This is a genomic window from Nitrososphaera viennensis EN76 (assembly GCF_000698785.1).
GTDB lineage: Archaea > Thermoproteota > Nitrososphaeria > Nitrososphaerales > Nitrososphaeraceae > Nitrososphaera > Nitrososphaera viennensis.
In genome coordinates this window covers 268462-291147 of sequence record NZ_CP007536.1, presented here as the reverse complement: position 1 = coordinate 291147, position 22686 = coordinate 268462, and the positions used below count along the sequence as shown (strand labels likewise).

The following is a 22686-nucleotide window of genomic DNA, read 5'->3' as shown; positions in this document are numbered from 1 at the left end:
TCTATCTAGCCGTCGACCAGCCGGCGGATTTCGTTGCCAAGTAGCGCTTTTGCCATCCTGCTTGCGCTTTTTACGTCCAGTATCTTGGCAAGCGCCGTCGCGTGAAAGTCAAAGTCGCCCGTCGACGACACCTCTTCCAGCTTGTCCTGTGGTATTGCAGAAAACAGCTCGTCAAGGGCCTTGTTGTCAAGCCTCTCCAGCAGGCGTCGGGCAGTGAGCATCTTGGAAAATTCCTCGCCAAACATTGAAGACCAGTCCTTTTGGTACTTGCCCAGCAGGCCATCATCGTCGTCGTCTCCTTTTTCAGCAATTGCTTTTGCAATGGCCCGGCCTGCCAAGAGCCCGCCCATGCCGCAGGTATATATCCCGCCGGCGGTGGTGGGCTTGGTCTGGCCTGCCGCGTCTCCCACGACAACCGTGCGGCCGGATACAAAGTTGTCAATCGGGCCCATGACCCATATCGGCGCGTACACCTTGCGCACGATAGAGTGCGGACCCTTTTTATCCATGTACGATTTTAGCGTATTTGCAGCGTTTATGCCCTTGCCGGCGACTCCCACCTTGCCCCTGCCGTCGCCTGTAGGTATCATCCACGCAAAAAAGCCGGGGTATTTCTCGCTGTCAAACGCGACTTCGATTGCGTCGCGCTCTATCCAGGGCGCAAACACCTCGTACTGCGCCGACGAGAGTACGCCGTCGCGGTTTCTGCCTATTATCGAGGCGACGCCCCTTGCGTCGATGAAATAGTCTGACGTCAAGTCGCCCTCTGACGTTTTTACCACAAATCGCTTGCCTTCCTGCGAAAAAGAGCGCACCGAGCATTTCACCCTGATGTCCGCGCCGGCCCTCTGCGCCTGGAGCGCCACCTGCTTGTCAAGGGCGCGCCTGTCAAGCACCACCACCTTTTGCTTCTCGGCAGACAGCTCAAAGCCGTTTGAAGGTGAAAGTATCCTAGCGCGCTTTATCCTGCTGTTTTCAACTGCGCTTGCGTCAGGCACAATTCCGAGGTTCTTCATGCCCTCCATGCTTACAAGCCCGCCGCAGTGCTCCGGCGTGCCTATCTCGGCGTCTTCCTCAAGGACTGCAACGGTGATGCCGGCTCTTGCCGCCTCCCTTGCCGCCACCAGTCCAGAAATGCTCCCGCCGGCTACGATTACGTCAAAATGAGACAACGGCCAGCAAGGTATTTCTCGCTCTGCTAATTAAACTATGGGAGCCTTGGATTTCAAGCAGGTGATGGTGATAAGGAGGGACCTAGGCATGGGCACGGGCAAGATAGCCGCGCAGGTGGCGCATGCCGCGGTGATGGCCGCCGAACGCACCAAACAGAAAAAGCCGGACTGGTTCCACTCCTGGTTCGAGGGAGGGCAGGCCAAGGTGGTTGTAAAGGTGCAGAGCTTTGAGGAGCTCATAGACGTCAAGAACCACGCAGAGAGCCTGAAACTGCCAGTCGTACTCGTGCAGGACAGCGGCCTCACTCAGATACCGCCAGGCACGGCAACGTGCGTAGGGATTGGCCCAGCGCCGGCGGATTTGGTTGACAAGGTCACCGAGCGACTAAAGTTGCTCTAGCGCCTGCTGACTATCAAGATTCCGGTGATTATCAGACCCGTTGCAATGGCCTGAAAGATGCTTATCGACTCGCCAAGCGCGGCTGCCGCTATCACGATTCCAAATATTGGAGTCGTCGAAAACACGGTCATTGTCTTTATCGTGCCGATCCTCTTTATTCCTGCAAGGAAGAACAAGAGGGCGGCGCCAAAGCCCGATGCCGACAGCGCTATTATGATGAGCCACAGCTGCGCGCTGATGCCTCCGAACGCGCCCCACTTGCCCGCAACGGCAGTCACGCCAAGGAGCACAAGGCCACCTGCAAGTGACTTTATCATGGCCATCTTGGCTGGGCTGATGTCAGAAAACGTCGTCAGCTTTCTGCTGAAATTGTTGTCGATAGCCCAGAAGAACATGGATGCAAGGATCATCAGGTTGCCCGCGTTGAACGCGATCATCGTGCCGGAGAACTTCATGTCAGTTGTCGCCATGAACAGCCCCACAATGACAAGCGATACTGCGACGATTCCAAGCCTGCCGTGCGGCCTTTCCCCAAAGAACAGCGACGACAGGATTACAGTGAACAGCACCTCGCCGTTTGCCAGGATCGAGGCGTCAGACGCCTCGGTCAGCTGCAGGCCGTGCAGGAGAAGCACGGGCGCGGCCACCGCCCCAAAGGCTGTGATCGCCACCATGTAGCGCGCCTCCCGCCTTTGCAGGCGGAATGATGCCTTGGCAAACGGCACAAGCGTCAGCCCCGCGATCATATAGATAACCGCTGAAAGCGCAAGCGGGTCGATGTTTGCAAGCGGCACCTTGGCGATCGCAAACACAGAGCCAAAGAGCGCCGAGGCTATCAGCACTGACAGGTAGCCAAGGTACCCTTTCTGCTCCCTCTGCGCCCCTGCCGGGGCGGCCTGTTCGGGCGCGGTCAAGAATGCACAATACGCATACCTCATATTTTAGCCCTGCCTGCATGCAAACAGACAAGAGATATATTGGGACAAGCATGTTTTTTCCGCGTTGTCAGGCGGCAGATCTTCTTCTTCAAATAGGAAGATCATAATCTACGCCATCATCGGCATAGTGGCTGTTGCAGGCGTTTCAGCAACCTTTCTTGCAGGCGGGACAGAGCCCGCGCCCGGGCCTCAACCGTCGCAGCAAGACTCGATAGCAAGATTCAAGGCGCAATTCTGCGGCCCTGACTCCAAGGCCAATTCCAATACGTACATAGCTGAAGCAGTCCTGCCGTCCGAGTGCCAGATGCCGCTTTCAGTCTCTGTCGACGGCGACGGCCGCGTGTGGTACGTCTCTACAAAGCAGGGCATACTCGGCAGCTACAGCATTGCTGACAACAAATTTGCACAGTACCAGATACCCCAGTGGCCTGCGCGTGACAAGCCGACCGACTTTAACATGTCGTGGGCGACCAAGACCGACTCGCAGGGCAACGTATGGTTCACAGACAACAACGAGCTTTTGTGGCGCTTTAACACTGCTGCGAGCACATTTGACATGTTCAGGACGCCGGCGACGGACCCGATTTCGTTTGACTTTGACTCTGACGGCAACATCTATCTCGTGGGCGTAAGGTCAAAGTCACTCTTTTTTGGCGACCTTTCCCAGATGAAGCCCGGCACGGCAGAAGGCTTTACAGAGATCAGGCTCCCGCTTGACGGCTTTGCAGGCATTGACAATTTCCGCGTCAGCTCCGGCTCCGTGACGGTTGACAGGGAGCGCAACGTCGTGTGGACATCGGTCCTTGCGTTCCAGCAAAAAGGTGCTATCTATAGATATGATGTTGAAAGGAACCAGACATCCGTGTACGACCTGCCGCAAGAGCTCACATCGCCAGTAGGCCTGACAGTCGACAGGGACGGCAACCTGTGGGGCACGGACCATGGCACGAGCATATTCTTTACGCTAAACCCAAGCGATGGCAAGGTGACGGAATACACCACCTCTGTTGCGTCGCCAAGGATATACGGCGGCACCACGACGCCTGCAAGCGCATACACACTTCCATACTGGATAGCGACTGCGCCTGACGGCAGGATATGGTTCAACCAGCACGAAGGCAACAAGATCAGCGTGTTTGACAGGGACACAAGGACGCTCACAGAGTACTGGGTCCCAAGCCAAAACGAGTTGTGGGCCAACTGCCCCGACAATGCCAACACATGCGGGCTTGCAAACGCGCTCCAGATGTCCGTAGGCCCGCAGGGCCAAGTGTGGTTCACAGAATGGAGCGAGAACAAGATAGGCAGGGTCAACACAGACGCACAGGCCCCGTTCACGGTATCTGCACCGGATGACGTGAACGTAAGAAGGGGCGACAGCATGGAAATCAAAGTCGACATCAACGCCCAGGGCGCCTTTAGCGGCAGAATGGTTGCCTCTGGCACGTTCACGTACAACGGCGATCTTGGCAACTCGACTGGCATTTTCAGCGAGCAGGATGTTTCCATCCCAGCAGGCGACTCAAAACAAGTGTCGTTCGTGTTCACGCCCGGCAACATTGCAGCAGGGCAGTATACGCTGATGCTTGGCGCGGAAAACGACGAAGTGTCCGTGCTCAAGGCAGTCACGGTAAACGTGGTATAATTAAATAAATACGGCTCAGCCCAATTGACACTCGTGCCAGACAATAATGATTATCCGGTCCTCATTAACGAGGATGGCATAAAGATCAAGACAGATAGGATGGAGCAGGAGAGGCTCTACCACTGTATCTTTGAAGACAAGGTCTACCTATTTTACAAGGATGAGCTAGGGCTTCTCCACTGCTACGAAGTCGAGGACCCGGAAGCGGTAAGGGAGATCGCCAAAAACCCAAAGGACATTGAAAACATACTCAAAAAGCACGCAGGTGTTTGAGAACAGATAATTGCTCGACAAACATTATATGCTACCTTGCCCAATAGTTTCCACCATTGTCTACCAGCACCAATACAACCAGACCGCCAAAGGCATCTAACGAGATTTTTATCGGCAAGAAACCATTGATGACCTATGTTACCGCCACGCTGGTGCAGCTGGCCAACGAGCCGACAGTCATCATAAAGGCCAGGGGCAAGAGCATCACCCGGGCTGTGGACGTGGCACAGATAATCGTCAAGAGGATGGACACTATCGGCTACAAGATCGGCCCGATAAAGCTCGGCTCCGAGCAGGTGACATCAGAGGACGGCAAGACGAGAAACGTGTCTACGATAGATGTGCCTATCTCGCGCGCAAAGTAATAATAATTTTCTTTATTATTTTACTTTATCATTATCCCGCTTGTCAAAAACTGCGCGCCATAGTACAGCAAAAGGCCGGTCAGCCCAAGCATCAAGACCCGGTAGTATTTCGACTTTAGCACCGAACTCCCTTTTGACGCAAGGTACGCAGTGGCCGCAAGCCATGCATAGTCCATCCATACGTGCATGCCAAACAATAGCGCGGGACCCGTCACGGATCCAAAGGCGGCCGAGTCCGATATCAGTTTCAGGCCGACTGTGAGCCACCAGACAAGAAAGAACGGGTTGAGGGCGGAGAACGCGACGCCGGTGGCAAACGGCCCCTTCCTTGTCTCGATCTTTTTTTTCTGGTCACTTTTCTTTCTTGCCGCGACTATGCTGATTATCTGTACAATGGCAAAGCCAATTATCGACACGCCGCCGAATATTGTGACAATATCAGCATAGTCTGCGATAAAAGCAGAAGCGGAAAAGAGCCCTGCCGCGATCACAGCGATTACTGTGCTTTCGACGACCGCATGTCCGTGCGCGACCTTGATTCCAGAAAGCGCGCCCTGCCTTGTCCCGTACATCACGTTTGCGACAAACAGCGGGCCGGGTGCAAGCACTCCCGAGGCCGAAACTGCAACCACCTCCGCGCCAAAGGCAAGGGCGTCCATGCCACATGCGTAGCGCACGCCCCCTCTGTTAGCCTTTGCGCACGATGACAAGGCAGAAATACTCCGGACATTTTACAAAAATCGTAATGGGAGGAGTAGACACCATAAGGACGCTGAAGCTGCTCGGCAAGTGGTCCGCAAACAGGGCCGTCGGCAGGAGACGCCCGCTGATCGCAGTGTTCAGCATGACCCATTACTGCAACTTTTACTGCCCCATGTGCCCCTTTGGAGACGCGGACAAGGAAGGCCAGATGGCGCTTGCAAGGCGCAAGGACCTGACAACCGAGCAATGGAAGGCAGTGTTTGACAAGGTGTCGAAATACTGCGTCTGGGCCATAGTGGAAGGAGGCGAGCCCACGAGCAGGCCGGACTTTATGGAGCTCGTGAAATACCTGCACGGCCTGAAAATGCCGGTAACGCTCATCTCCAACTGCTCGCTTTTGCACACAATCGACCTTGACGAGCTGAGAAAGCACATCCAGTTTGTCACATGTAGCATCGACTCGACCTATGAGGAATCGTACTGCAAGGTGCGCGGGGTCAACCCGCACATGTACCGCAGGGTGATGGACAACCTGCACCTCTTGACAGAGCATAAGGTCTCGCATTACTTCAACAGCGTCATTACGAAATACAACACGCAAGAGTTCATTGACCAGACATATTTTGACAGGGCAAGAGAGCTTGGCGCAAGCGCAGTCTCGTTCACGTTTGTAGAGGACAGGTCGGATGTCGACTATTCGCTTCTTCCCGACAGGCAGACAATGAACAAGGTGTGCGAAAGCATACTTGACTACATGGGCAAGCAAAAAGAAAAAGGAGGAGGCCCGCAGGTGATGATCCCGCCAGAGTATTTCCGGCAGATACTGGAGCACGGCCGCGGGATTTTCGACGAGTGCGGAGTGTGGAAGAGCATATTTGTAAACGGCGATGGCACCGTGATGGTCCCGTGCTGGAAGTTCAACGGCCCGGAAAACACGTACAGCCTCCTTGAGCACTCGGTAGACGAGATATGGAGCGCGCCGCAGTGGGACATTGCAAGGACGTGCCACGACTGCGAAGTGCTCGGCTGCATCTGGTATTCATCGCAGCCGGTGTCGACGTTTGCGCGAAACTACATGCGCGGCCTTGGCAAGATAATAAGCCAAGAGCGCCCCGAACTTGCCGAGGCCGTCTGACGAAAACCATTGGCAGGCGCTATCCGGCACTTGAAGATCCATGACACGCTGGCGGCAAAAAAGAAAGACTTTGCTCCAGGAAACGCCGCCAGGATATTTCTCTGCGGGCCTACCGTGTACGATTATTCGCACGTGGGCCACGCAAGGATGCTCCTCTTTTACGACATGGTGACGCGCTACCTGCGCTTTCTGGGCACAGAGGTCAAGGTCATCGTGAACATTACCGACATCGATCCCAAGATATTTGCAAGGGCAAAAGCAGAAGGCACGGCGCCGGAAGAGCTTGCCACGTCCTACATCGGCGAATTATTGCACGATACGGCGGTCCTTGGCATTGACGGCTTTGCGTTTGCGCGCGTGTCAGATCACGTGCAGACGGCGCGGGTGCTTGCAAGGCGCCTGCTTGACGAGGGCAAGGCGTACAGCGCAAGCGGAAACGTCTACCTTGACGCCAAAAGCGCAGGCTTTGGCAGGCTGTCAAAGATGACTGAAAAAGAGCTTGCAGACTGCAGGCTGGACATTGCGCCTGGCAAGAGATCGCCGTTTGACGTTCTGCTCTGGAGCACAGGCGAGGATTTTGGGATCAGCTTTTCTGACAGCGTGCTTGGAAACGGCATACCTTGGTGGCACATGCAGGACACGTCGGTTGCCATGGCCCACTTTGGTGGCAGGTACGACATGCACGGCGGCGCTGACGAGCTCGTATACCCGCACCACGAGTCGCACCTTGCGCAGCTGAGCGCGCTCACGTCTGAAAAGGAGCCGGTAAAGTTGTGGACGCACGTCGGCCTCGTGTACGTCAAGGGAAAGAAGATGGGCAAGTCGCTTGGCAACACGGTCGCCATCAGAGAGCTATTGCAGAACCACAGCGCAAACGCGTTGCGACTTTACCTCTATTCCACGCATTACGGAAAGCGGCTCGACTTTGCAGAAAACGAGCTGGCCAAATGCGCAGAGCTTGACAATGCGATTTCAGGCGCAGCCGACAAAAAAGACAAGGTAGCGTACATGAAGAAATTCATGCAAAAGTTGGACGACGATTTTGACACGCAAGGCGCGATAAAGGTGATGCTTGAAGCGGCGCGCGCAGGCGCAGGTACTAGAGAGATGGCAGGAATACTTGGCCTCAGGTACTGATGATTACGACAGGGCGATGGAGGAAAACGAGTGGGCGTTCTGCTCGCTATGGACAAAGAAAATAGAGATCAGATGCGCCACTGCGCTTGTCAACCCGAGGCTTGAAGGCGACTATTTCTTCAGCAGGGCAACAGTCGAAAATTGCGATGTCCCGTACGAGCAGGTGGCAAAGGTGTTCTGGGACGCAGGCATCGATTGCCACCTTTATTTTTTCAAGTCGCCGCCGCAGGGCCTGCGCGTGGCAGACACCATGTACGTATTGAGATCGACGAAAAAGGCAGGGCATAACGACGGCAGGATCAGAATAGTAGTATGCAAGTCATCGGAAGAAGTCGCGACGTGGGTCGATGTCTTTTGCAGGTCGTTTTCAGTTCCAAGATGGAAGGACGAAGTTGCACGCATCATGGCAGCCAGTGCAAAAAGATTGGATCTCTTGCTGGCATACAATGAAGACAATCTGCCGGCAGGATGTGCGGCGCTTTTCACAAAAAGCGACAACAGCATGACCGGCACCTACTGCCTTGGCACGATCCCGGCGTATAGGAACAAGGGCGTCGCCAGGTCGATTCTGAATTTTGCCAAGGCGCTTGCGGAAAAGCGCGGCTCGCTTTTGTTCCTACAGACGCTTGGAAGCGAAAACCTGCTTGGCCTGTACAAAAGCGCAGGGTTTGAAATAGCTTATACAAAGACGATTTGCTCTGTCCCGAGAACAACTTGAAGATATATTAAGCAGATTCTAATGCAGATAGACGAGATGCGTAGAAAGGTCAAGGTCGCCATTGCCGGGATCGGCAATTGCGCTTCTGCTCTAGTCCAAGGCACCCGGTACTACCGCGAAAACCCAGACGCCAGAAAACAGGAAAGCGACTGGATAGGCTTGACAGCCTACAACCTTGGAGGGCTGGAGCCGTCAGACATCGAGTTTGTCGCAGCCTTTGACGTCAACGCAAACAAGGTTGGAAAGGACCTTTCCGAGGCAATATTTACCAAGCCGAACAACACTATCCGCATCATAAAAGAGATGGACAAGACAGACGTCAAGGTGCAAAAGGGAGAGGTCCACGACGGCATCGGCAGGCACCTTGCGCAAAAGATCAAGGTTGCAGACGGCCCGGCTGCAAACGTGGCGCAGGTGCTAAAGGACACGGGCGCAGAGATGCTGCTCAATTACCTGCCGGTGGGAAGCAGGCGTGGTACGCAATACTACGCAGAGGCATGTCTTGATGCAGGATGCGCATTTGTAAACGCTATACCGGTATTCATCGCGTCTACGCCCAAGTGGCAGGATGCCTTTGCAGGACGCGGCCTTGCGTGCGCCGGCGACGACGTCATGAGCCAGCTCGGCGCGACAGTCGTCCACAAGACGTTGGTAAAATTGTTTGTCGACAGGGGCGTCAAGGTGAATGAGACCTACCAGCTGAACATCGGAGGCGACATGGACTTTTACAACATGCTTGACGAGGAGCGCCTCGAAGACAAGAGGATAAGCAAGACATCCGCGGTGGCAGCTATGGCCCCGTACGAGGTCCCGATGCGTATCGGCCCGTCCGACTTTGTAGGCTTCCTTGAAAACGACAAGATTTGCTACATCTCGATAAAGGGCCAGTACTTTGGAGGCATCCCCGTGGAACTTGACCTTAAGCTGAAGGTGGTCGATGCCTACAACTCGGCAGGCGTCATGATAGACGCGGCAAGATGCGCCAAGATAGCAATCGACCGGGGCATATCCGGCCCGCTTGACAGCATCTCGGCCTACTGCTTCAAGCACCCGCCAGTCCAGATGCCGTATTCCGTTGCAAAGGCCAATTTCCTCGAGTTTGTCGAGGGCAAGCGGGAACGCTAGCTAGCTCTGATTAAAAATACTTGACTAAAAGGAAGCGCAAATGAGCGCCAGCACAGATAATTAGCCCTGTGTAAAATCTCATCCCAGAACCCACTTGGTCCACATCAAAAAGCTCGAGGTGTACGGGTTCAAGTCGTTTGGATTCCGCAACACTATCGTGCAGTTTGAGAAGGGGCTGGTAGCCATCACGGGCCCAAACGGCTCGGGCAAGAGCAACATCCTTGACGCCATCATGTTTGCGATAGGCGAGAACAGCCCAAAAGCCATGAGGGTCGACAAATTTCAATCGTTATTTCACGACGCCAATAACCCCGGCCACAGGCTCATACGCGTCAGCGTCACGTTTGACAACGCGGACAGGGGCATACCGATGGATGAGGACGCAGTCACCCTTACAAGGGAGATGGAGGGCCAGAGCGGCGAGTCGCAATACCTGCTGAACGGAAAAAAGGTGTCCAAGACTGCCATAATGGAGCTCCTCGAGGTCGTGCTGTCGGCTCCAAACAAGCTCAACATCGTGCAGCAGGGCATGATAACAAGGATTTCAGAGCTGAACTCTGAAGAGAGGCGCAAGATAATCGAGGACATTGTTGGCCTCTCATATTTTGACGAGAAAAAGGCCGAGGCGCTAAAGCAGCTTGACGAGGCCGACAGGCGCCTTGAAGTCGCCTTTGCAAGGATGGGCGAGATCCGAAAGCGCATAGACGAGCTCGAGGCAGAGCGCAACGACCAGCTGCGCTACGAGCAGATAGGCTCCGAACTAAAGCGGTTCAAGGCGGTGCAGCTCTCAAACAACATCAGGATGGTGAGGAGCAAGCTTGCCACCAGCACCCAGATACTGGAAGGCAACAACCAGCGCTCGGCGCAGCTGACAAAGCAACTTGATGAATTAAGGCAGGAAATCGAAGGTCTGGAAACAGAGAAAGCAAAGTTCATGGAGGAGGTGGACGCGGCAAACAAGGCCAAGGCGCAGCTTGCAAGCAGGACGGCTGCAATTGTCCACGACTCGGAGCGCACCAAGGCGATGCTTGGCGAGTCGCAGCGCAGGATTTCCGACATCGAGAGGAGGCTGCCCCAGATAGAGGGAGGCAAGCAGGCAATCGCCCAGCGGGCAGAGGGCATGAAGGCAGACGCAGAGAGGCTGCAGGCATCTGTGGCCCAGAAAAAGGAGGCGCTTGCGGCCCTGCGCGCAAGGCTGGACCAGGTAAACACCAAAGTGGAGGAGGTGTCGGCGGTAATTTCGCGCTACGCGGGCCTGCGGCAAAAGCTGGAAGGCAGGGCAAAGCGCGTCTCATCGCTCAGAAATTCAATCGAGATGTCCGCGGCAAGGATGGAGGAAAAGATCAAGACCAATACGTACAAAAAAGACGCCGGCGACTTGGCCCTTGCGTCGCTTGCATCAGAGGTCGATTCTGCGAAAACAAGGATGGCAGAGCTGCAAAAGTCGCTTGAATCTGACAGGTCACGCTTACAGGAAACGGTAAACACGCTTGATGCACTTGCAGAAACCAAGACTGCGCTAGAGCGCGAGCTTGCCGGCTCTGCCGCGATACTCTCAAAGGCAGACACGATGGCGACCAAGTTCGAGGAGCGGGCAAGCGTGGCCAAGCATGCCATGAACGAGGACTTTGCGATTGCAGAGCTTTCCAAGTACAGTGAGAAGTTCGGCATCAAGGGAATCGTCCACGACCTGGTAAGGTGGGACAAGAGCTACGAGCGAGCGGTCCTTGCGGCAGGCTCTGAATGGATGAAGGCGTTTGTAGTGGAGGACGTCAAGTCCATGATAGCAATCGCCGCGTATGCAAAGGAAAAGAAACTCCCGCGCCTTCGCATAATCCCGCTTGACATCGTCGGGCGCTACAGGCCCCGGCCCACAAAGGAATTCAGGGGCGACACGAACGTGGTCGGGCGCGTATCTGACTTTGTGTATTCAGAGTACGAGGCGCTGCCCGAGTTTCTGTTTTCAGACGCAATCGTGGTCAGGAACTCGTCTGCGGCGTACATGCTTGCACGGCAGGGCTTTCGTGCGGTGTCGGTGGAAGGCGAGCTGTTCGAGCCGGCAGGAGGCTCGATGGCACTTGACTTTGGATCAAAGATCTCGGACCTGACAAAGGCAATCATCCTTGGTGACTCGGTCGAGTCGCTTCGGGACATGCTTGGGAGGCTGTCAAAGGCGGTGGAGAAAAAGAACGCGCAGCTGCGCGAGGCCGCAGAGCGCATTGCATCGGCCGAGTCCGAGAAGATAAGGCTAGAGATCCAGATTTCAAGCAACGAGACGCGCCTTGCAGAGGAGTCGGCGTCCGTTGCAGGCAAGGAAAAAACGCTGCCAGAGATGCAGGCGCAGGGACAGGCGCTTGCCCAAGAGGCAGAAGCGCTAGCCGTGGAGCTTGGAAAATACAGGCGCAGGCTTGAACTCATTTTGCCTACCATCGAAAGGCTGTCTGCGCGCCTTCAGGGAATCGACGAGTCAGCCGCCAAGGCGCAGCTTGCAGAGATAAACGTCGAGCGCAACCAGATAGTCAAGCAGGCAGACAGTGCAAACATTGAGTTGAGCCAGATTTCAAGCTCGCTTGGCGGGATTGAAAGCAGGCTTGAATTTGACCAGCGCCAGCTTGCGCAGTTGGAAGAGGAAAAGGAGCGGTTGACGATGGAGCTTGACCAGCGCAAAAAGCAGACTGAGGAGATGCGGATCAAGGCGCAGTCGCTAGAGACCGAGCTAAAGGCGCTCAGGGACCAGGAACAGCAGATAATCGACTCTTCCGGCAACGCCTACTCTGTCCTGCAGGAATACGAGCGCAAGATAAAGGGGCTCTCGGAGGAGGAGCGCAAGGTGTCAAAGGAGAATAACATCATCGAGCGCGAGTCTGCGCTCTTGCGCAAGGACGTGGCCGACCTGACAGCGCAGGAATCCCGCCTCGTAAACGACCTTGTGTGGCTGGGCTACAAGAGCCTGCTTGACCCGATGGACGTAGAGGGGGCGATAAAAGAGCTGTCAGACGAGTACGAGCAGGTAAAATCAAGGATAAACCTGCGCGCCGACGAGTCGTACGTGCAGGTGATGGAAGGCTACAGGGGCATGTCCACCCGGCGCAACCAGCTTGAAAGCGAGCGCAACTCGATAGTCTCTTTCATAGAGCAGATAGTGAAGGAGAAGAAAGAGATGTTCATGGACGCGTTTGGCAAGGTTGACAGCGACATACGCACGACATTTTCCAAGCTGACGGGCGGAAACGCAAGACTCGAGCTTGAAAACCCCGAGGACGTGTTTGCCGGCGGCGTGATGCTCCTTGTGGCGTTCCCGGGTAAGGTAGCAAGGGAGTCGACCGCGCTTTCCGGCGGCGAGAAAACAATCGCCGCGACGGTGTTTTTGCTTGCGCTCCAGTCGCTAAAGCCGTCGCCGTTCTACCTGATGGACGAGGTGGACGCGCACCTTGACGCGCAGAACACCGATCGGCTGTCAAAGATCCTGGTAGAGCGCTCAAAGGACAACCAGATAATCATGGTGACGCTCAAGGACTCGACCGTGGCAAAGGCGACCCTCATCTACGGCGTATACCCTAGGCAGGGCGTGTCGCAAGTAGTGAAATACAGGAACCCAGGGCAGGTGCCGCTTGCACAGATCAATAGTAGCACCGCTGAGGGCAACTAGGAAAAACGTGTTGCGATTTTGCGACGACTAGAGCTCGTCTATTGAGAACTTGGACATGCACGACGTGCACTCGTAGATTTCCTTGCCCACGTCGCCGGAAACCTTGAACTTGACTATCGTGGTGCACTTGGGGCACTTGCCGTCCGTCATGCGGGCCCTGCTCATCGGCCGGGCTGCGGCCTTTCTTCTTCGGCTACCCATATCAGATTACACCGGCAAGTGGAGCCACCGTTTTATAAACCAAATTTCTTCCCGCGAACGGATTTATACCGATTAGGCCCCACAGATTGCGTGCTCCTTCCAGAATCCTGCTCCGTCAAGGTCGACGGAAACGAATGCCGCCTGCCACCGTCTTATGTCGTTTCCATAAAGTCGCACGACGGCGAGTACATGGTTGCAGTCGTGTGCGACGACCACAAGGACGGCCTTGAGCACAAGCTTGCGTCCATGCAAAAGGCTGGCAAGGCGCCGGCGGGCAAGATCCACTTCCAGACGGTCAAGGCGGTGGTCACCGACTGCGTCGCAGGCATGGAAGAAGACTATGTCGAAATAGAGCTAAAGCGCGGCGTCAGTTCCGACAGAAAGCCCTAGAGACAGCTAGCTAGTCCTTCTTTTCAGGGTTGCCTTTTGTCTCCTCTTTCTCTCCCTCTTCTTCTTCGTCTTCCTTGACGGCCCACGGAAACCACTTGCCGATGAGTTTTCCCCAGTCTATCTTGAGCGAATAGTAGATTATCACCCCCATGACTGCGATGCTTGCCACCGCGATTATTGCAAGCGTCGTGTCGTCCTGCGTGCTTGACACGACGTCGTCGACAAGGGGCCTGCCAAGGAAAATGGTGCTCCACACTATTGCCTCGTTCATTGCCACCTTGCCTGCGAACGTCGAAAGCGCGAACTTCCACGGGCTGTACCTTGCCAGTCCGAGCGGTATGTAGACAATGTCGTCTGGGATCGGAGTCGCAGCAGCTACAAAAGCTCCTGGCCACCCGTACTTGCTCACCAGCCTCTGCAATGGGAGCATTCGCTTCTTTGTCTTTTGGCTGAGCATTTTGCGGCCGTAATAGCTCACAAAGAATATGATGGTCTTGGCTATGACTGTCCCGACAGCGCTCACTATTGCTATCAGGTGCGGGTCGAACTTTTCGTTGAGCGCGGCTGCAAGGATTACAGGAAAATACGGGACAGGTATGAAGACGATGAGGCTCCCGACAAAGCTTATCAAGAGTATGCTAAGGTATCCCAGCTGTTCGTCGAACGGGAACAGGTCTGCAAGGTCGACCAAGCGTAACTAGCTCTCGCGCTTTATCCCTTAATTAGTATGCCCTTCCAAACATGGCGACCTTCTTTGCAGCCTGCCCGCAGTAAATGCACTTTTCAGGCATGCCGTCCTGGTCAAACGGGATGACGCGAATGTCGGCTCCTGTCTCCTCCTTTATTGCCAGCTCGCACTTTGGCTCGCCGCACCATCCTGCACGCGCAAAGCCGCCCTTGCCCTCGATTATCGACTTGAATTCAGAATAACTTGCAGGGGTTGAAACGTAGCCGTCAAGGAGTGCTTTTGCCTTGGCAAAGAGGCTTTCTTGCACCTCTTCCAAAAGCTCATTTGTTCTCTTGACAAGATCCGTACGCGGCGATTGGATTTTGTCGCGAATATCGCGGCTATCGCGCCTGACAAACTCAACCTGTCCCTTTTCGATGTCGCGGGCGCCGATGTTTATGCGAAGTGGCACGCCCTTCATCTCCCACTCGTTGAACTTCCAGCCCGACGTGTACTCGTCGCGGTCGTCGACGTGCACGCGGATTCCCGCGCTTTTCAGCTCTTGCGCGATTTCGTGCGCCTTTTCCTTGACTGCCTGCGCGTCCTTGTCCTTGTGTATCGGCACGACAACGACTTGAATTGGCGCGATCTTGGGCGGCAGTATCAGGCCCTTGTCGTCGCCGTGCACCATGATTATCGCCCCGATAAGGCGCCACGAGACCCCCCACGAGGTCTGCCACGCAAGGTGCTCCTTCGTGTCTCTTCCGAGGTATTTTATCTCAAAGGGTTTTGAAAAGTTCTGGGCAAGGTGGTGCGACGTCCCCATCTGGAGCGCCTTGCCGTCGGCCATCATGCCCTCAAGCGTCGTCGTGTATTTCGCGCCGACAAACTTTTCCTTGTCGCTCTTGAAGCCCCTGACCGCCGGAACCGCAAGATGGTCCTCTATGAGCTCGCGGTAGATGGAAAGTATCGACATCACTTCCTGCTCTGCATCCTCCTCCGTTGCGTGCACGGTGTGGCCTTCCTGCCAGAGGAACTCTGACGTGCGTATGAACGGCTTGGTAGCCTTTATCTCGGCGCGAAGCGCGGTATTCCAGAAATTGATCTTTAAGGGAAGGTCGCGGTAGCTTGTTATCCACTTTGCAAATATCGAGTACGCCAGCGTTTCAGAAGTGGGGCGCAGGGCGAGCCTTTCGCCAAGGTCACTGTTGCCGGCTTGCGTTACCCAGAACACTTCGGGCGTAAAGCCTGCAAAGTGGTCTTCCTCTTTTGAGAGCAACCCTTCAGGTATCAGCACAGGAAGAAAGCCGTTCTGGTGGCCGGTCTCCTTGAACCGCCTGTCAAGTATGTCGCGGATTGACTCCCAGACGGCATAGCCGTACGGCCGAAGGACGATAAAGCCCTTGACAGGCGCGTAGTCGGCAAGGCCGGCCTTCATCACCACCTGCGTGTACCATTCGCTGAAATCGTCGCTTTTTTTGATGGTGATGCCCACTGCTTCCTTTGGTGGCTGCTGCGGAGAGTTCAACAGAATGGAGCAGTTGTGGCAGGGTTTATGAAAGTTTCCTAGATGTTGTACTTACACACATAGGTAACAGATTCGATTACCGACATGGGTAACACTTCCGGCTAGGAAGTGTCATCAGAGATAGAAGGGACAAGATTCAACCTGATTCACGAACACGAACGTACTGGAGAGAGCGTCACCAACATCTGCAGAAAGTACGGCGTATCAAGGAAGACATACTACAAGTGGAAGAAAAGGTACCTTGCACGCGGCATCGACGGACTGAAGGACTTGTCCAGAAGGCCACATAGTATTACAGGAGAGAAGGTAACCCCTGAGCTGGAACAGATCATCCTCGGCCTACGCCTGGACAGCAGGTTTGGTACTGCCAGAATAAAATTCAGGCTAAAGAGGCTTGGAGTATCCCTCAGCAGCAGGACAGTCTACAAGGTACTGAAAAGGCATGGCCTGAACAGGCTGAGCTGCAAGCTGAAGATAAGAAAGTACAGGCGCTTTGAGAAGAAACACCCAAACGACATGGTCCAGATGGACATCTTGGGACCGTTCTACCTTCGTAACTCAAACACGAAAAACTACATCGTAAGCTGCATAGACGATTGTACCCGGAAGGTGGTAAGTAAATGGACGGAAAGAAAGAGGAGCAAGGATGTTCTTGACGTGCTGCAGGATTGGATACGTACCAACGGCAAGCCAAAGAAAGTGATGCATGACAACGGGAAGCAGTTTGTATCCACATCGTTCAGGCAGTACCTGAAAGAAAATGACATCAGTGACAAGCCCATACCAGCTGCGTATCCTCAGCTGCAGGGCAAGGTTGAGGCCTATAACAAGATTGTAAAGAACGAGTTCCTGGCAATGGAGGAAATCCTTGACATAGAAGACGGGAAGGTAAGGTACACCATGTTTGTCAATGCGTATAACATGGACAGGGAACACGGCGGCATAGGAGGACTGACTCCGCAGGAAAGGTGGCTGCAGTTGTTAAATACGCCTACAAGGAACAAGAATCGGCTGAAAAAGTGTTACCTATGTCTGTAACTGAAAGTGTTACCCATCTGTGTAAGTACAACACCTAGAGAGGCTCGCCCTTGCAGTACACCTGCCCGGAGATCCTGCTGTGGAAGTTGCGGCAGACGTAGCACTGAACAAAGGCGATGTCTTGCTTGAGCACTGGGCAGGGAACCTGCTCCTGTTTCATGCGCTTTAACATCTTGGGACTGACGCCTTTAATCTTTAATTTGCCCTTTTCATCCATCATGCCCACGCTCTTTAGCTCCTCCTTTGCCTGGTCGGTGATTTTCGGGGCCTTTTCCACTGGCACGATTGGGACGAGATGCTTTACGCCTTCTGGAAGAGCGTCGCTCATGCCGAGACTTCGTAGCGGCAATATATGACCCTTTGCGTTATTGTCGTCATTATTATTAAAAATCGGTAATCCTCGTCTGCGACCTGAAATTACGGTACAGCTGGCTGTGGCGCAGGATCTCTGTCCTTGACTGCGACATTGTCGAGCATGCAAACGCCAGCGCGCCGTCAAGGCCCTCAAACGCTTTTGCAGGCTTTTTGAGCGCCTCCCGCACGCCCTCCCGTATCTGCCACACGCCCACGGGCATCACGTACTCGGGGTGGATCTCGCGCAGCACGAGCGCGGCCGCCTTTCTATGCCTCTTTGCCAGATGCTCGGCGACTGCAAGCCGCGCCGCGAAATACGCGCCGGCTATCGATGGATAGTGGTCGAGGCCCCTTGCGTCCTCATAGTCGGCGCCGGTCGCCATCTTGCCGTCGCCGGCGTACCACGACTCGATCATCTCAAAGCTCCATATGCTGTCGGGTATCAGTATGACAGAGTAATAGTTGCCAAGGTGCGAGTACTGCCTCACTTCAAAGAGGTCGATGCTTTCGTTTGCCTCGTTCTGCCTGACAACGTTTGCAGAGATGATGTCGTCGGTCGCGGTGATGCTCCACCTTGTGGGCACCAGCTTGCGGTTCTTTTTCAGCCCGAGCATCCCAACGCTCAGGACCCTGTGGATCCTGCTTGTCTCTATCCCCTTTTTGTAAAGCTCCATCACCGCGTCTTTTGCGCGCAGGTCGCCGTCGTAGAACGCTGACTCGATTTTCTGGTCGGCCGAAAGCGACGACGCCTTGAACGTCTTTATTGGTGCGGCGGGGCCAAAGGGCGCCGCTTCCGTGTTCAGTCTGAGTTCGCGGTCAAGCTCGGTGTCGGCAAGCGGCTTTTTCTCAAACATGGCCTCGCTTTCCGCGGGCCTTTCGGACATGGCAAGCTCTTGGAGGTTTTCGATGTAGCGGCCGGACGTGTCGCCAACGTTTACGCTCATCACCCCGCGCACAAGCGACAGGCGCAGGTTGGCGATCTCTTCAAGCGTCTTGCCCACCCACATCTCGGTCCTGTCGTAGACAGTAGTATCGCCGTGCACGGGCGGTATCATCGGCCCGATCCGCACCTTCGGGTAGCCGTACCTTCCCACAAACACAGACGGCGGGCTGGAGCCGTCAAGCGTGTCCATAGAAAGCCGGGCGGAGTTGGCAGTCAGGAACTGGATCCAGTTCTGCTCCAGCCTGCGCTTTATCTCTGCCGGCGAGGACATGTGTGTGTATACATGCAAAAAGAGACACCACTTGCTTATTTGCGTAGAGCTAAGTTTAACTCCTTTTTGCAGGTATGAAGAATACGTATGAGCAAGGATGATGATTTTAGCGGCAGGTTCCTGCAGATCCTGAACGACGGCATGCTGTGCCTCATGACAAGCGTGGGCCACAAGGCAGGGCTCTTTGACACGATGGCGCGCCTTGCGCCTTCCACGAGCGCCGAGATCGCCAAGGCTGCCAAGCTGAACGAACGGTACGTCAGGGAGTGGCTTGGCGCGATGGTCACAGGCAGGATAATCGACTATGACCCTTCGGCGGGCAAGTACAGCCTGCCGGCTACACACGCATCGTGTCTTACGCGTGCCGCAGGCATCGACAACCTTGCCATGTTTACACAATATGTTGCGCTCATGGGAAACGTCGAGGACGACATTGTAAAGTGCTTCAAAAAGGGAGGAGGTGTCCCCTATTCGGCGTTTCCAAAGTTCCAGGAAATCCAGGCAGAAGAGACTGCACGCGTGTTTGACGCAAGGCTGGTAAGCGACATACTCCCGCTTGCAGGGCAGACAGACCGGCTCAAATCCGGTATAGATGTGCTTGACGTCGGCTGTGGCACTGGACATGCCATCAACTTGATGGCAAGGACCTTTCCAAAGAGCAGGTTCTGGGGCTATGACATTTCAAGGGAAGGCATCGGTGCGGCAAGGGCAGAAGCAAAAAAGATGAAGCTCAAAAACGCCCGGTTCAAAATAGTCGATGCTGCCAAGATAGACGACCGGGAAAAGTTCGACCTCATCACTGCGTTTGACACGATACATGACCAGGCAAGGCCCACCAAGGTGCTCAAGTGCATCTACAGGGCGCTGCGTAAGGGAGGCACGTTTTTGATGCAGGACATTGCCGCTTCAAGCCGCCTGCATGAAAATATGCAGAACACGCTTGCGCCGACGCTATACACGATTTCCACCATGCACTGCATGACCGTGTCGCTTGCATACGGTGGCGAAGGGCTTGGCACCGTGTGGGGCGAGCAGAAGGCAAAGGAAAAGCTGGCAGAGGCAGGCTTTGGAAGCGTAGACGTCAAGCAGGTGGAGGGCGACATGCTGAACTACTATTACGTGACCCAAAAAAAGTCGAATGATTTATAGAGTTAGCAGCCCCACACCCACCTGTCGCTTTCGGAGACCATATAGATGGAGCCTGAAGACAAGTCCATACTTGCTGCAATTTACGCAAGCTCGCTTGACCCTTCCGTGCCGGCGTACGACAGGCTCAGGACAAAGCTGACGGTTGGTAAGAAATTCTTTGAAGAGCGGATAAAGCACCTCGTAGCAAAAGGCATGGTTGAAAAGGGCAGCAACCCGCCAAGGTTGACGTTCATCGGCCGCGACGCGCTCAAGGTGGTGCTAGTAGGCGGAGTCTTTGACCTGATACACCCCGGCCACATCCATACGCTAAAGGCGGCAAAGGAGGTGGGAGACGTGCTGGTAGTAGTCATCGCAAGGACCGCCACCGCGCTGAAGATAAAAAAAGACCGCAAGATTTACCACGATGAAGGCCTCCGAAAAGAGCTTGTAGAGTCGCTCAGCTTTGTCGACCTTGCACTCATCGGCAGAGAGGGGACGCTCTACGATACAGTCGAGTTTGTCAGGCCGGACGTGATTGCGCTTGGCTACGATCAGGCGCACAGCGAAAAGGATGTTGCAGAGAACTGCAAAAAGCGCAACCTCAACGTGCAGGTGATCAGGCTGTCGACACCAATACCGGGGTCAAAATCGTCCAAGATAAAAGAAGAGCTTGGCGACACCATCTACGGCATCTGATGATGACCATGACTGTTGTCTATCCTTACCTGCACCTTTATCCTGTCGCCGTTCTTTATCCCGGTCGCGTCCTTTATTGAAACCGGCGCAATGACTTCAAGCATGCTGTCGTCATAGTGCGTCCGCTCCAAGACAAGGACGGCGGCGTTTTCCATCGCGCCGTCGTTTATGGATGCCCTGTAGCATTTTACCCAGCCGTACGTGCGCGTCCCGTCGGAAAAGCCTTCAAGGAATATCGACGGGTGGCGCCCAAGCTCCCGCCTTGCGTTCATATACACCTGATCTGTAAGGCGCACGTTGAGCGTGCCGGGGTATGGCTCGTAGCCCAGCTTTTCAAGGAACTGCTTTTTGTAGCCTTCAAGCGACATGTAGTAGGCGCCCTCGCCCATGCCTGAAACGACACTTCCTTCAAAGTCGATTGCGGCCGGCGCGGATTCAAGCGCCGACTTTAGCGATGCGAACAGGCTCTGGATCTCGGTATTGCCCTTGTCAGTCACGCGCACGGCGAATTTCTGGCCGCGCCTCACCCGTTCTATATAGCCTGCCGTCTCCAGATCCAAAAGGTGCTTTGAAGCAGCCTGCTGGGACCTCCCGATGTTCTTGCCAAGGTCTGCAGTGGTCACTTCGATAAAATTGTGGCGCGCCCCCTTTGACAGGAGCTGCACCATCGTCAGTATGTGCTGCAGTTTTATTTCCGGCATTTAGTTCGTGATGCCCACGTCGCCGAAGGTCCGCACCTTGATGTCGCTTGGCTTGACTCCCGTGGTCCTGTGGCCCACGACGTACTCGATGCCTGCCTTGTCGGCGGCCTCGACCAGCCTCTGGGTCACGATGCCGTCGATTACAAGGTACTTGGCACCTTCGGCCGAGTCCAGCCTCTTGATTACCTCGGATACCGGAACCTTTAGCAGCTGCTTCATCGAGCCGTCGAGGATTACTGCCTCAAGCGTCTCGTTTATCTGCGGGTACACGTCGCGGATCGCAGTCAAGAGCTCGGGCGCGTCGTTCGCCGCCAATGCAGATGGCTGTCCGGGCGTAACCGGCGCCTGTGCGGGCTCTTCCTGCGCGGATGCTGCAGGAGAAGAGTATTCTTCGCGGCCGCGGTCTTGATAGTCGTCCCTTCTGCCGCCATAGCCTCCTCCGCCACGGTCGTCGCGGTCACGGTAGCCACCTCTGTCGCGGTATCCCCCGCGGTCCCTCCTTCCATAGCCTCCGCGGTCCCTTCTGTCACGGTATCCTCCTCCGCCACGATCGTCGCGGTCACGGCGCTCGTGCCTGCGCTCTTCCTGCTGCACAGGTGGAAACTCCTGCTGCTGCGGCCTTGTAGCAACGTCAGTCGAGTATGCATCTTTTAGTATCTCGGCAACTTCAAGAGGCGTGCATTCTTCCACTTCTCTTCCAGGAGGTGCCCGGAGGACCTTGTCGATCTTGACCACGCCTGCCAGCTCTTTGAGTATGAGGTCGCCGGCCCTGTCGCCGTCAAGGAAGGCGATCACCTTCTTGCCTTCCGTCAGTTTTACGACAGTCTCGTCGATCTTGGCGCCCTCGATGGCAATCGCGTTGTCATAGCCTGCGCGGAGCAGGTTGATGACGTCCGCGCGGCCTTCCACGAGTATTATCCACTCTGCGTCAAAAACGCCGGTCCCGCACGCAAGCTGTGCCTTGCCGTACGACGTGAGCTTGCCGGGCTTGCTTGCATCATAGACGTCCTTGAGCATCTCCTCGCCCTCGGATATGGTCTTGGTCGCCCAGTCCTGGACTATTTTCTTGGCCCTGTCGACGATGACTTTTTTCTTGATGGCGCGGATGTCGTCTATGCCCATCAGCTGGAACTTGGCCTGAAACGGCCCGACCTTGTCGATGCTCTCTATAGCCGCGGCAATGAGCGCGGCGGTAGAGATGTCGGTGCTCATGGGTATCAGCGCGTCGCCCTTGGCCACGTTGCCCTTTGTCTCGACGTTTACTTCAATTCGTCCAACCTTTGACACCTTTTGCAGCTCGTTGAGGTTCATTTCAGGTCCAAGGAGACCTTCGGTCTGTCCAAAAATAGCACCGATAATGTCGGCCTTCTCGACCAAACCATCAACTTCAAACTTTAGCTTAACATGATACTTTACGATTCCTGTGCTAGGCAATTTTTCTTCATAACCTCGTTTACTAGTTTGTCCGTAACTGATTGAAATTCGCTGTCGCTTGAATATAAGTGCTTTT

Annotated in this window: 23 protein-coding genes; 13 read left to right on the top strand and 10 right to left on the bottom strand. The window is 54.9% G+C overall.

What is annotated here, in order from left to right:
- Positions 1 to 5: 5 nt before the first annotated feature.
- Entirely contained in the window at positions 6 to 1172 is a 1167-nt protein-coding gene (locus tag NVIE_RS01640) for a geranylgeranyl reductase family protein (RefSeq protein ID WP_174405420.1), read from the bottom strand.
- A 64-nt stretch (positions 1173 to 1236) separates the two neighbouring features.
- On the opposite strand from NVIE_RS01640, the gene pth2 reads away from it, so the two are divergent.
- Positions 1237 to 1572, top strand: coding sequence for a peptidyl-tRNA hydrolase Pth2 (pth2, locus tag NVIE_RS01635; RefSeq protein WP_084790876.1), 336 nt, complete (start codon positions 1237 to 1239; stop codon positions 1570 to 1572).
- Here pth2 and NVIE_RS01630 read toward each other — a convergent pair.
- Complete coding sequence (locus NVIE_RS01630) at positions 1569 to 2486, bottom strand: DMT family transporter (protein WP_075053726.1); 918 nt, start codon at positions 2484 to 2486, stop codon at positions 1569 to 1571. The genes pth2 and NVIE_RS01630 overlap by 4 nt on opposite strands.
- 88 nt (positions 2487 to 2574) lie before the next feature.
- On the opposite strand from NVIE_RS01630, the gene NVIE_RS01625 reads away from it, so the two are divergent.
- The 3 genes from NVIE_RS01625 to NVIE_RS01615 are packed head-to-tail and all read left to right on the top strand — an operon-like array spanning position 2575 to position 4793.
- Positions 2575 to 4155: an NHL repeat-containing protein gene (locus tag NVIE_RS01625; protein WP_075053725.1), complete on the top strand. Its 1581-nt coding sequence runs from the start codon at positions 2575 to 2577 to the stop codon at positions 4153 to 4155.
- 33 nt (positions 4156 to 4188) lie between these two features.
- A complete protein-coding gene (locus tag NVIE_RS01620; RefSeq protein WP_084790875.1) occupies positions 4189 to 4428 on the top strand; it encodes a hypothetical protein in 240 nt (79 codons plus the stop codon).
- Positions 4429 to 4484: 56 nt separating this feature from the next.
- Positions 4485 to 4793 (top strand): AlbA family DNA/RNA-binding protein, encoded by a 309-nt coding sequence (locus NVIE_RS01615; protein ID WP_075053723.1) that lies wholly within the window; start codon positions 4485 to 4487, stop codon positions 4791 to 4793.
- 20 nt (positions 4794 to 4813) lie between these two features.
- Here the strand turns inward: NVIE_RS01615 and NVIE_RS01610 are convergent, their stop codons facing one another.
- Positions 4814 to 5503 (bottom strand): LysE family translocator, encoded by a 690-nt coding sequence (locus NVIE_RS01610; protein WP_227717430.1) that lies wholly within the window; start codon positions 5501 to 5503, stop codon positions 4814 to 4816.
- Positions 5504 to 5538: 35 nt separating this feature from the next.
- Here NVIE_RS01610 and NVIE_RS01605 point away from each other — a divergent pair, with 35 nt between their 5' ends.
- The 5 genes from NVIE_RS01605 (at position 5539) to NVIE_RS01585 (ending at position 13259) form a co-directional block, all read left to right on the top strand.
- Positions 5539 to 6630 (top strand): radical SAM protein, encoded by a 1092-nt coding sequence (locus tag NVIE_RS01605; RefSeq protein ID WP_158435034.1) that lies wholly within the window; start codon positions 5539 to 5541, stop codon positions 6628 to 6630.
- A gap of 30 nt (positions 6631 to 6660) precedes the next feature.
- Positions 6661 to 7767, top strand: coding sequence for a class I tRNA ligase family protein (locus NVIE_RS01600; RefSeq protein WP_075053720.1), 1107 nt, complete (start codon positions 6661 to 6663; stop codon positions 7765 to 7767).
- A complete protein-coding gene (locus tag NVIE_RS01595; protein WP_075053719.1) occupies positions 7751 to 8485 on the top strand; it encodes a GNAT family N-acetyltransferase in 735 nt (244 codons plus the stop codon). The genes NVIE_RS01600 and NVIE_RS01595 overlap by 17 nt, the downstream gene beginning before the upstream one ends.
- Before the next feature lie 21 nt (positions 8486 to 8506).
- Entirely contained in the window at positions 8507 to 9610 is a 1104-nt protein-coding gene (locus NVIE_RS01590) for an inositol-3-phosphate synthase (protein ID WP_227717429.1), read from the top strand.
- Positions 9611 to 9704: 94 nt separating this feature from the next.
- On the top strand, positions 9705 to 13259 hold the full coding sequence (locus tag NVIE_RS01585) for a chromosome segregation SMC family protein (RefSeq protein WP_075053718.1): 3555 nt from the start codon (positions 9705 to 9707) through the stop codon (positions 13257 to 13259).
- Between the two features lie 27 nt (positions 13260 to 13286).
- On the opposite strand, the gene NVIE_RS15115 is transcribed toward NVIE_RS01585, so the two are convergent.
- The gene (locus NVIE_RS15115; RefSeq protein ID WP_158385245.1) at positions 13287 to 13460 is read right to left on the bottom strand and encodes a hypothetical protein; all 174 of its coding nucleotides are present in this window, start codon (positions 13458 to 13460) and stop codon (positions 13287 to 13289) included.
- 90 nt (positions 13461 to 13550) lie between these two features.
- On the opposite strand from NVIE_RS15115, the gene NVIE_RS01580 reads away from it, so the two are divergent.
- Positions 13551 to 13850 (top strand): hypothetical protein, encoded by a 300-nt coding sequence (locus NVIE_RS01580; protein WP_075053717.1) that lies wholly within the window; start codon positions 13551 to 13553, stop codon positions 13848 to 13850.
- Positions 13851 to 13860: 10 nt separating this feature from the next.
- On the opposite strand, the gene NVIE_RS01575 is transcribed toward NVIE_RS01580, so the two are convergent.
- Both NVIE_RS01575 and proS read right to left on the bottom strand, forming a co-directional pair.
- Entirely contained in the window at positions 13861 to 14541 is a 681-nt protein-coding gene (locus NVIE_RS01575; protein WP_075053716.1) for a YqaA family protein, read from the bottom strand.
- A gap of 31 nt (positions 14542 to 14572) precedes the next feature.
- Positions 14573 to 16045: a proline--tRNA ligase gene (gene proS, locus NVIE_RS01570; RefSeq protein WP_075053715.1), complete on the bottom strand. Its 1473-nt coding sequence runs from the start codon at positions 16043 to 16045 to the stop codon at positions 14573 to 14575.
- 108 nt (positions 16046 to 16153) lie between these two features.
- On the opposite strand from proS, the gene NVIE_RS14510 reads away from it, so the two are divergent.
- On the top strand, positions 16154 to 17083 hold the full coding sequence (locus NVIE_RS14510; RefSeq protein WP_084790560.1) for an IS481 family transposase: 930 nt from the start codon (positions 16154 to 16156) through the stop codon (positions 17081 to 17083).
- 34 nt (positions 17084 to 17117) lie between these two features.
- Here the strand turns inward: NVIE_RS14510 and NVIE_RS01555 are convergent, their stop codons facing one another.
- Together NVIE_RS01555 and NVIE_RS01550 are read right to left on the bottom strand one after the other, a co-directional pair.
- The gene (locus tag NVIE_RS01555; RefSeq protein WP_144239797.1) at positions 17118 to 17411 is read right to left on the bottom strand and encodes a hypothetical protein; all 294 of its coding nucleotides are present in this window, start codon (positions 17409 to 17411) and stop codon (positions 17118 to 17120) included.
- A 55-nt stretch (positions 17412 to 17466) separates the two neighbouring features.
- Positions 17467 to 18651, bottom strand: coding sequence for an Nre family DNA repair protein (locus tag NVIE_RS01550; RefSeq protein ID WP_075053714.1), 1185 nt, complete (start codon positions 18649 to 18651; stop codon positions 17467 to 17469).
- An 87-nt stretch (positions 18652 to 18738) separates the two neighbouring features.
- Here NVIE_RS01550 and NVIE_RS01545 point away from each other — a divergent pair, with 87 nt between their 5' ends.
- Both NVIE_RS01545 and NVIE_RS01540 read left to right on the top strand, forming a co-directional pair.
- Positions 18739 to 19800, top strand: a complete 1062-nt coding sequence (locus NVIE_RS01545) for a class I SAM-dependent methyltransferase (protein ID WP_075053713.1) — start codon at positions 18739 to 18741, stop codon at positions 19798 to 19800.
- Between the two features lie 45 nt (positions 19801 to 19845).
- The gene (locus tag NVIE_RS01540) at positions 19846 to 20475 is read left to right on the top strand and encodes an adenylyltransferase/cytidyltransferase family protein (RefSeq protein ID WP_075053712.1); all 630 of its coding nucleotides are present in this window, start codon (positions 19846 to 19848) and stop codon (positions 20473 to 20475) included.
- Here the strand turns inward: NVIE_RS01540 and NVIE_RS01535 are convergent.
- Both NVIE_RS01535 and dnaG read right to left on the bottom strand, forming a co-directional pair.
- The gene (locus NVIE_RS01535; protein WP_075053711.1) at positions 20463 to 21176 is read right to left on the bottom strand and encodes a DUF120 domain-containing protein; all 714 of its coding nucleotides are present in this window, start codon (positions 21174 to 21176) and stop codon (positions 20463 to 20465) included. The two genes, NVIE_RS01540 and NVIE_RS01535, sit on opposite strands and share 13 nt — an antisense overlap.
- Positions 21177 to 22610, bottom strand: a complete 1434-nt coding sequence (gene dnaG / locus NVIE_RS01530; RefSeq protein ID WP_075053710.1) for a DNA primase DnaG — start codon at positions 22608 to 22610, stop codon at positions 21177 to 21179.
- Positions 22611 to 22686: the final 76 nt, after the last annotated feature.

Coding starts and splice junctions, on each gene's coding strand:
- NVIE_RS01550 (WP_075053714.1), bottom strand. CDS start 18,651: ATGTCCTCGCCGGCAGAGATAAAGCGCAGGCTGGAGCAGAACTGGATC.
- NVIE_RS01555 (WP_144239797.1), bottom strand. CDS start 17,411: ATGAGCGACGCTCTTCCAGAAGGCGTAAAGCATCTCGTCCCAATCGTG.
- NVIE_RS01540 (WP_075053712.1), top strand. CDS start 19,846: ATGGAGCCTGAAGACAAGTCCATACTTGCTGCAATTTACGCAAGCTCG.
- NVIE_RS01590 (WP_227717429.1), top strand. CDS start 8,507: ATGCAGATAGACGAGATGCGTAGAAAGGTCAAGGTCGCCATTGCCGGG.
- NVIE_RS01545 (WP_075053713.1), top strand. CDS start 18,739: ATGAGCAAGGATGATGATTTTAGCGGCAGGTTCCTGCAGATCCTGAAC.
- NVIE_RS01605 (WP_158435034.1), top strand. CDS start 5,539: ATGGGAGGAGTAGACACCATAAGGACGCTGAAGCTGCTCGGCAAGTGG.
- pth2 (WP_084790876.1), top strand. CDS start 1,237: ATGGTGATAAGGAGGGACCTAGGCATGGGCACGGGCAAGATAGCCGCG.
- NVIE_RS15115 (WP_158385245.1), bottom strand. CDS start 13,460: ATGGGTAGCCGAAGAAGAAAGGCCGCAGCCCGGCCGATGAGCAGGGCC.
- NVIE_RS01535 (WP_075053711.1), bottom strand. CDS start 21,176: ATGCCGGAAATAAAACTGCAGCACATACTGACGATGGTGCAGCTCCTG.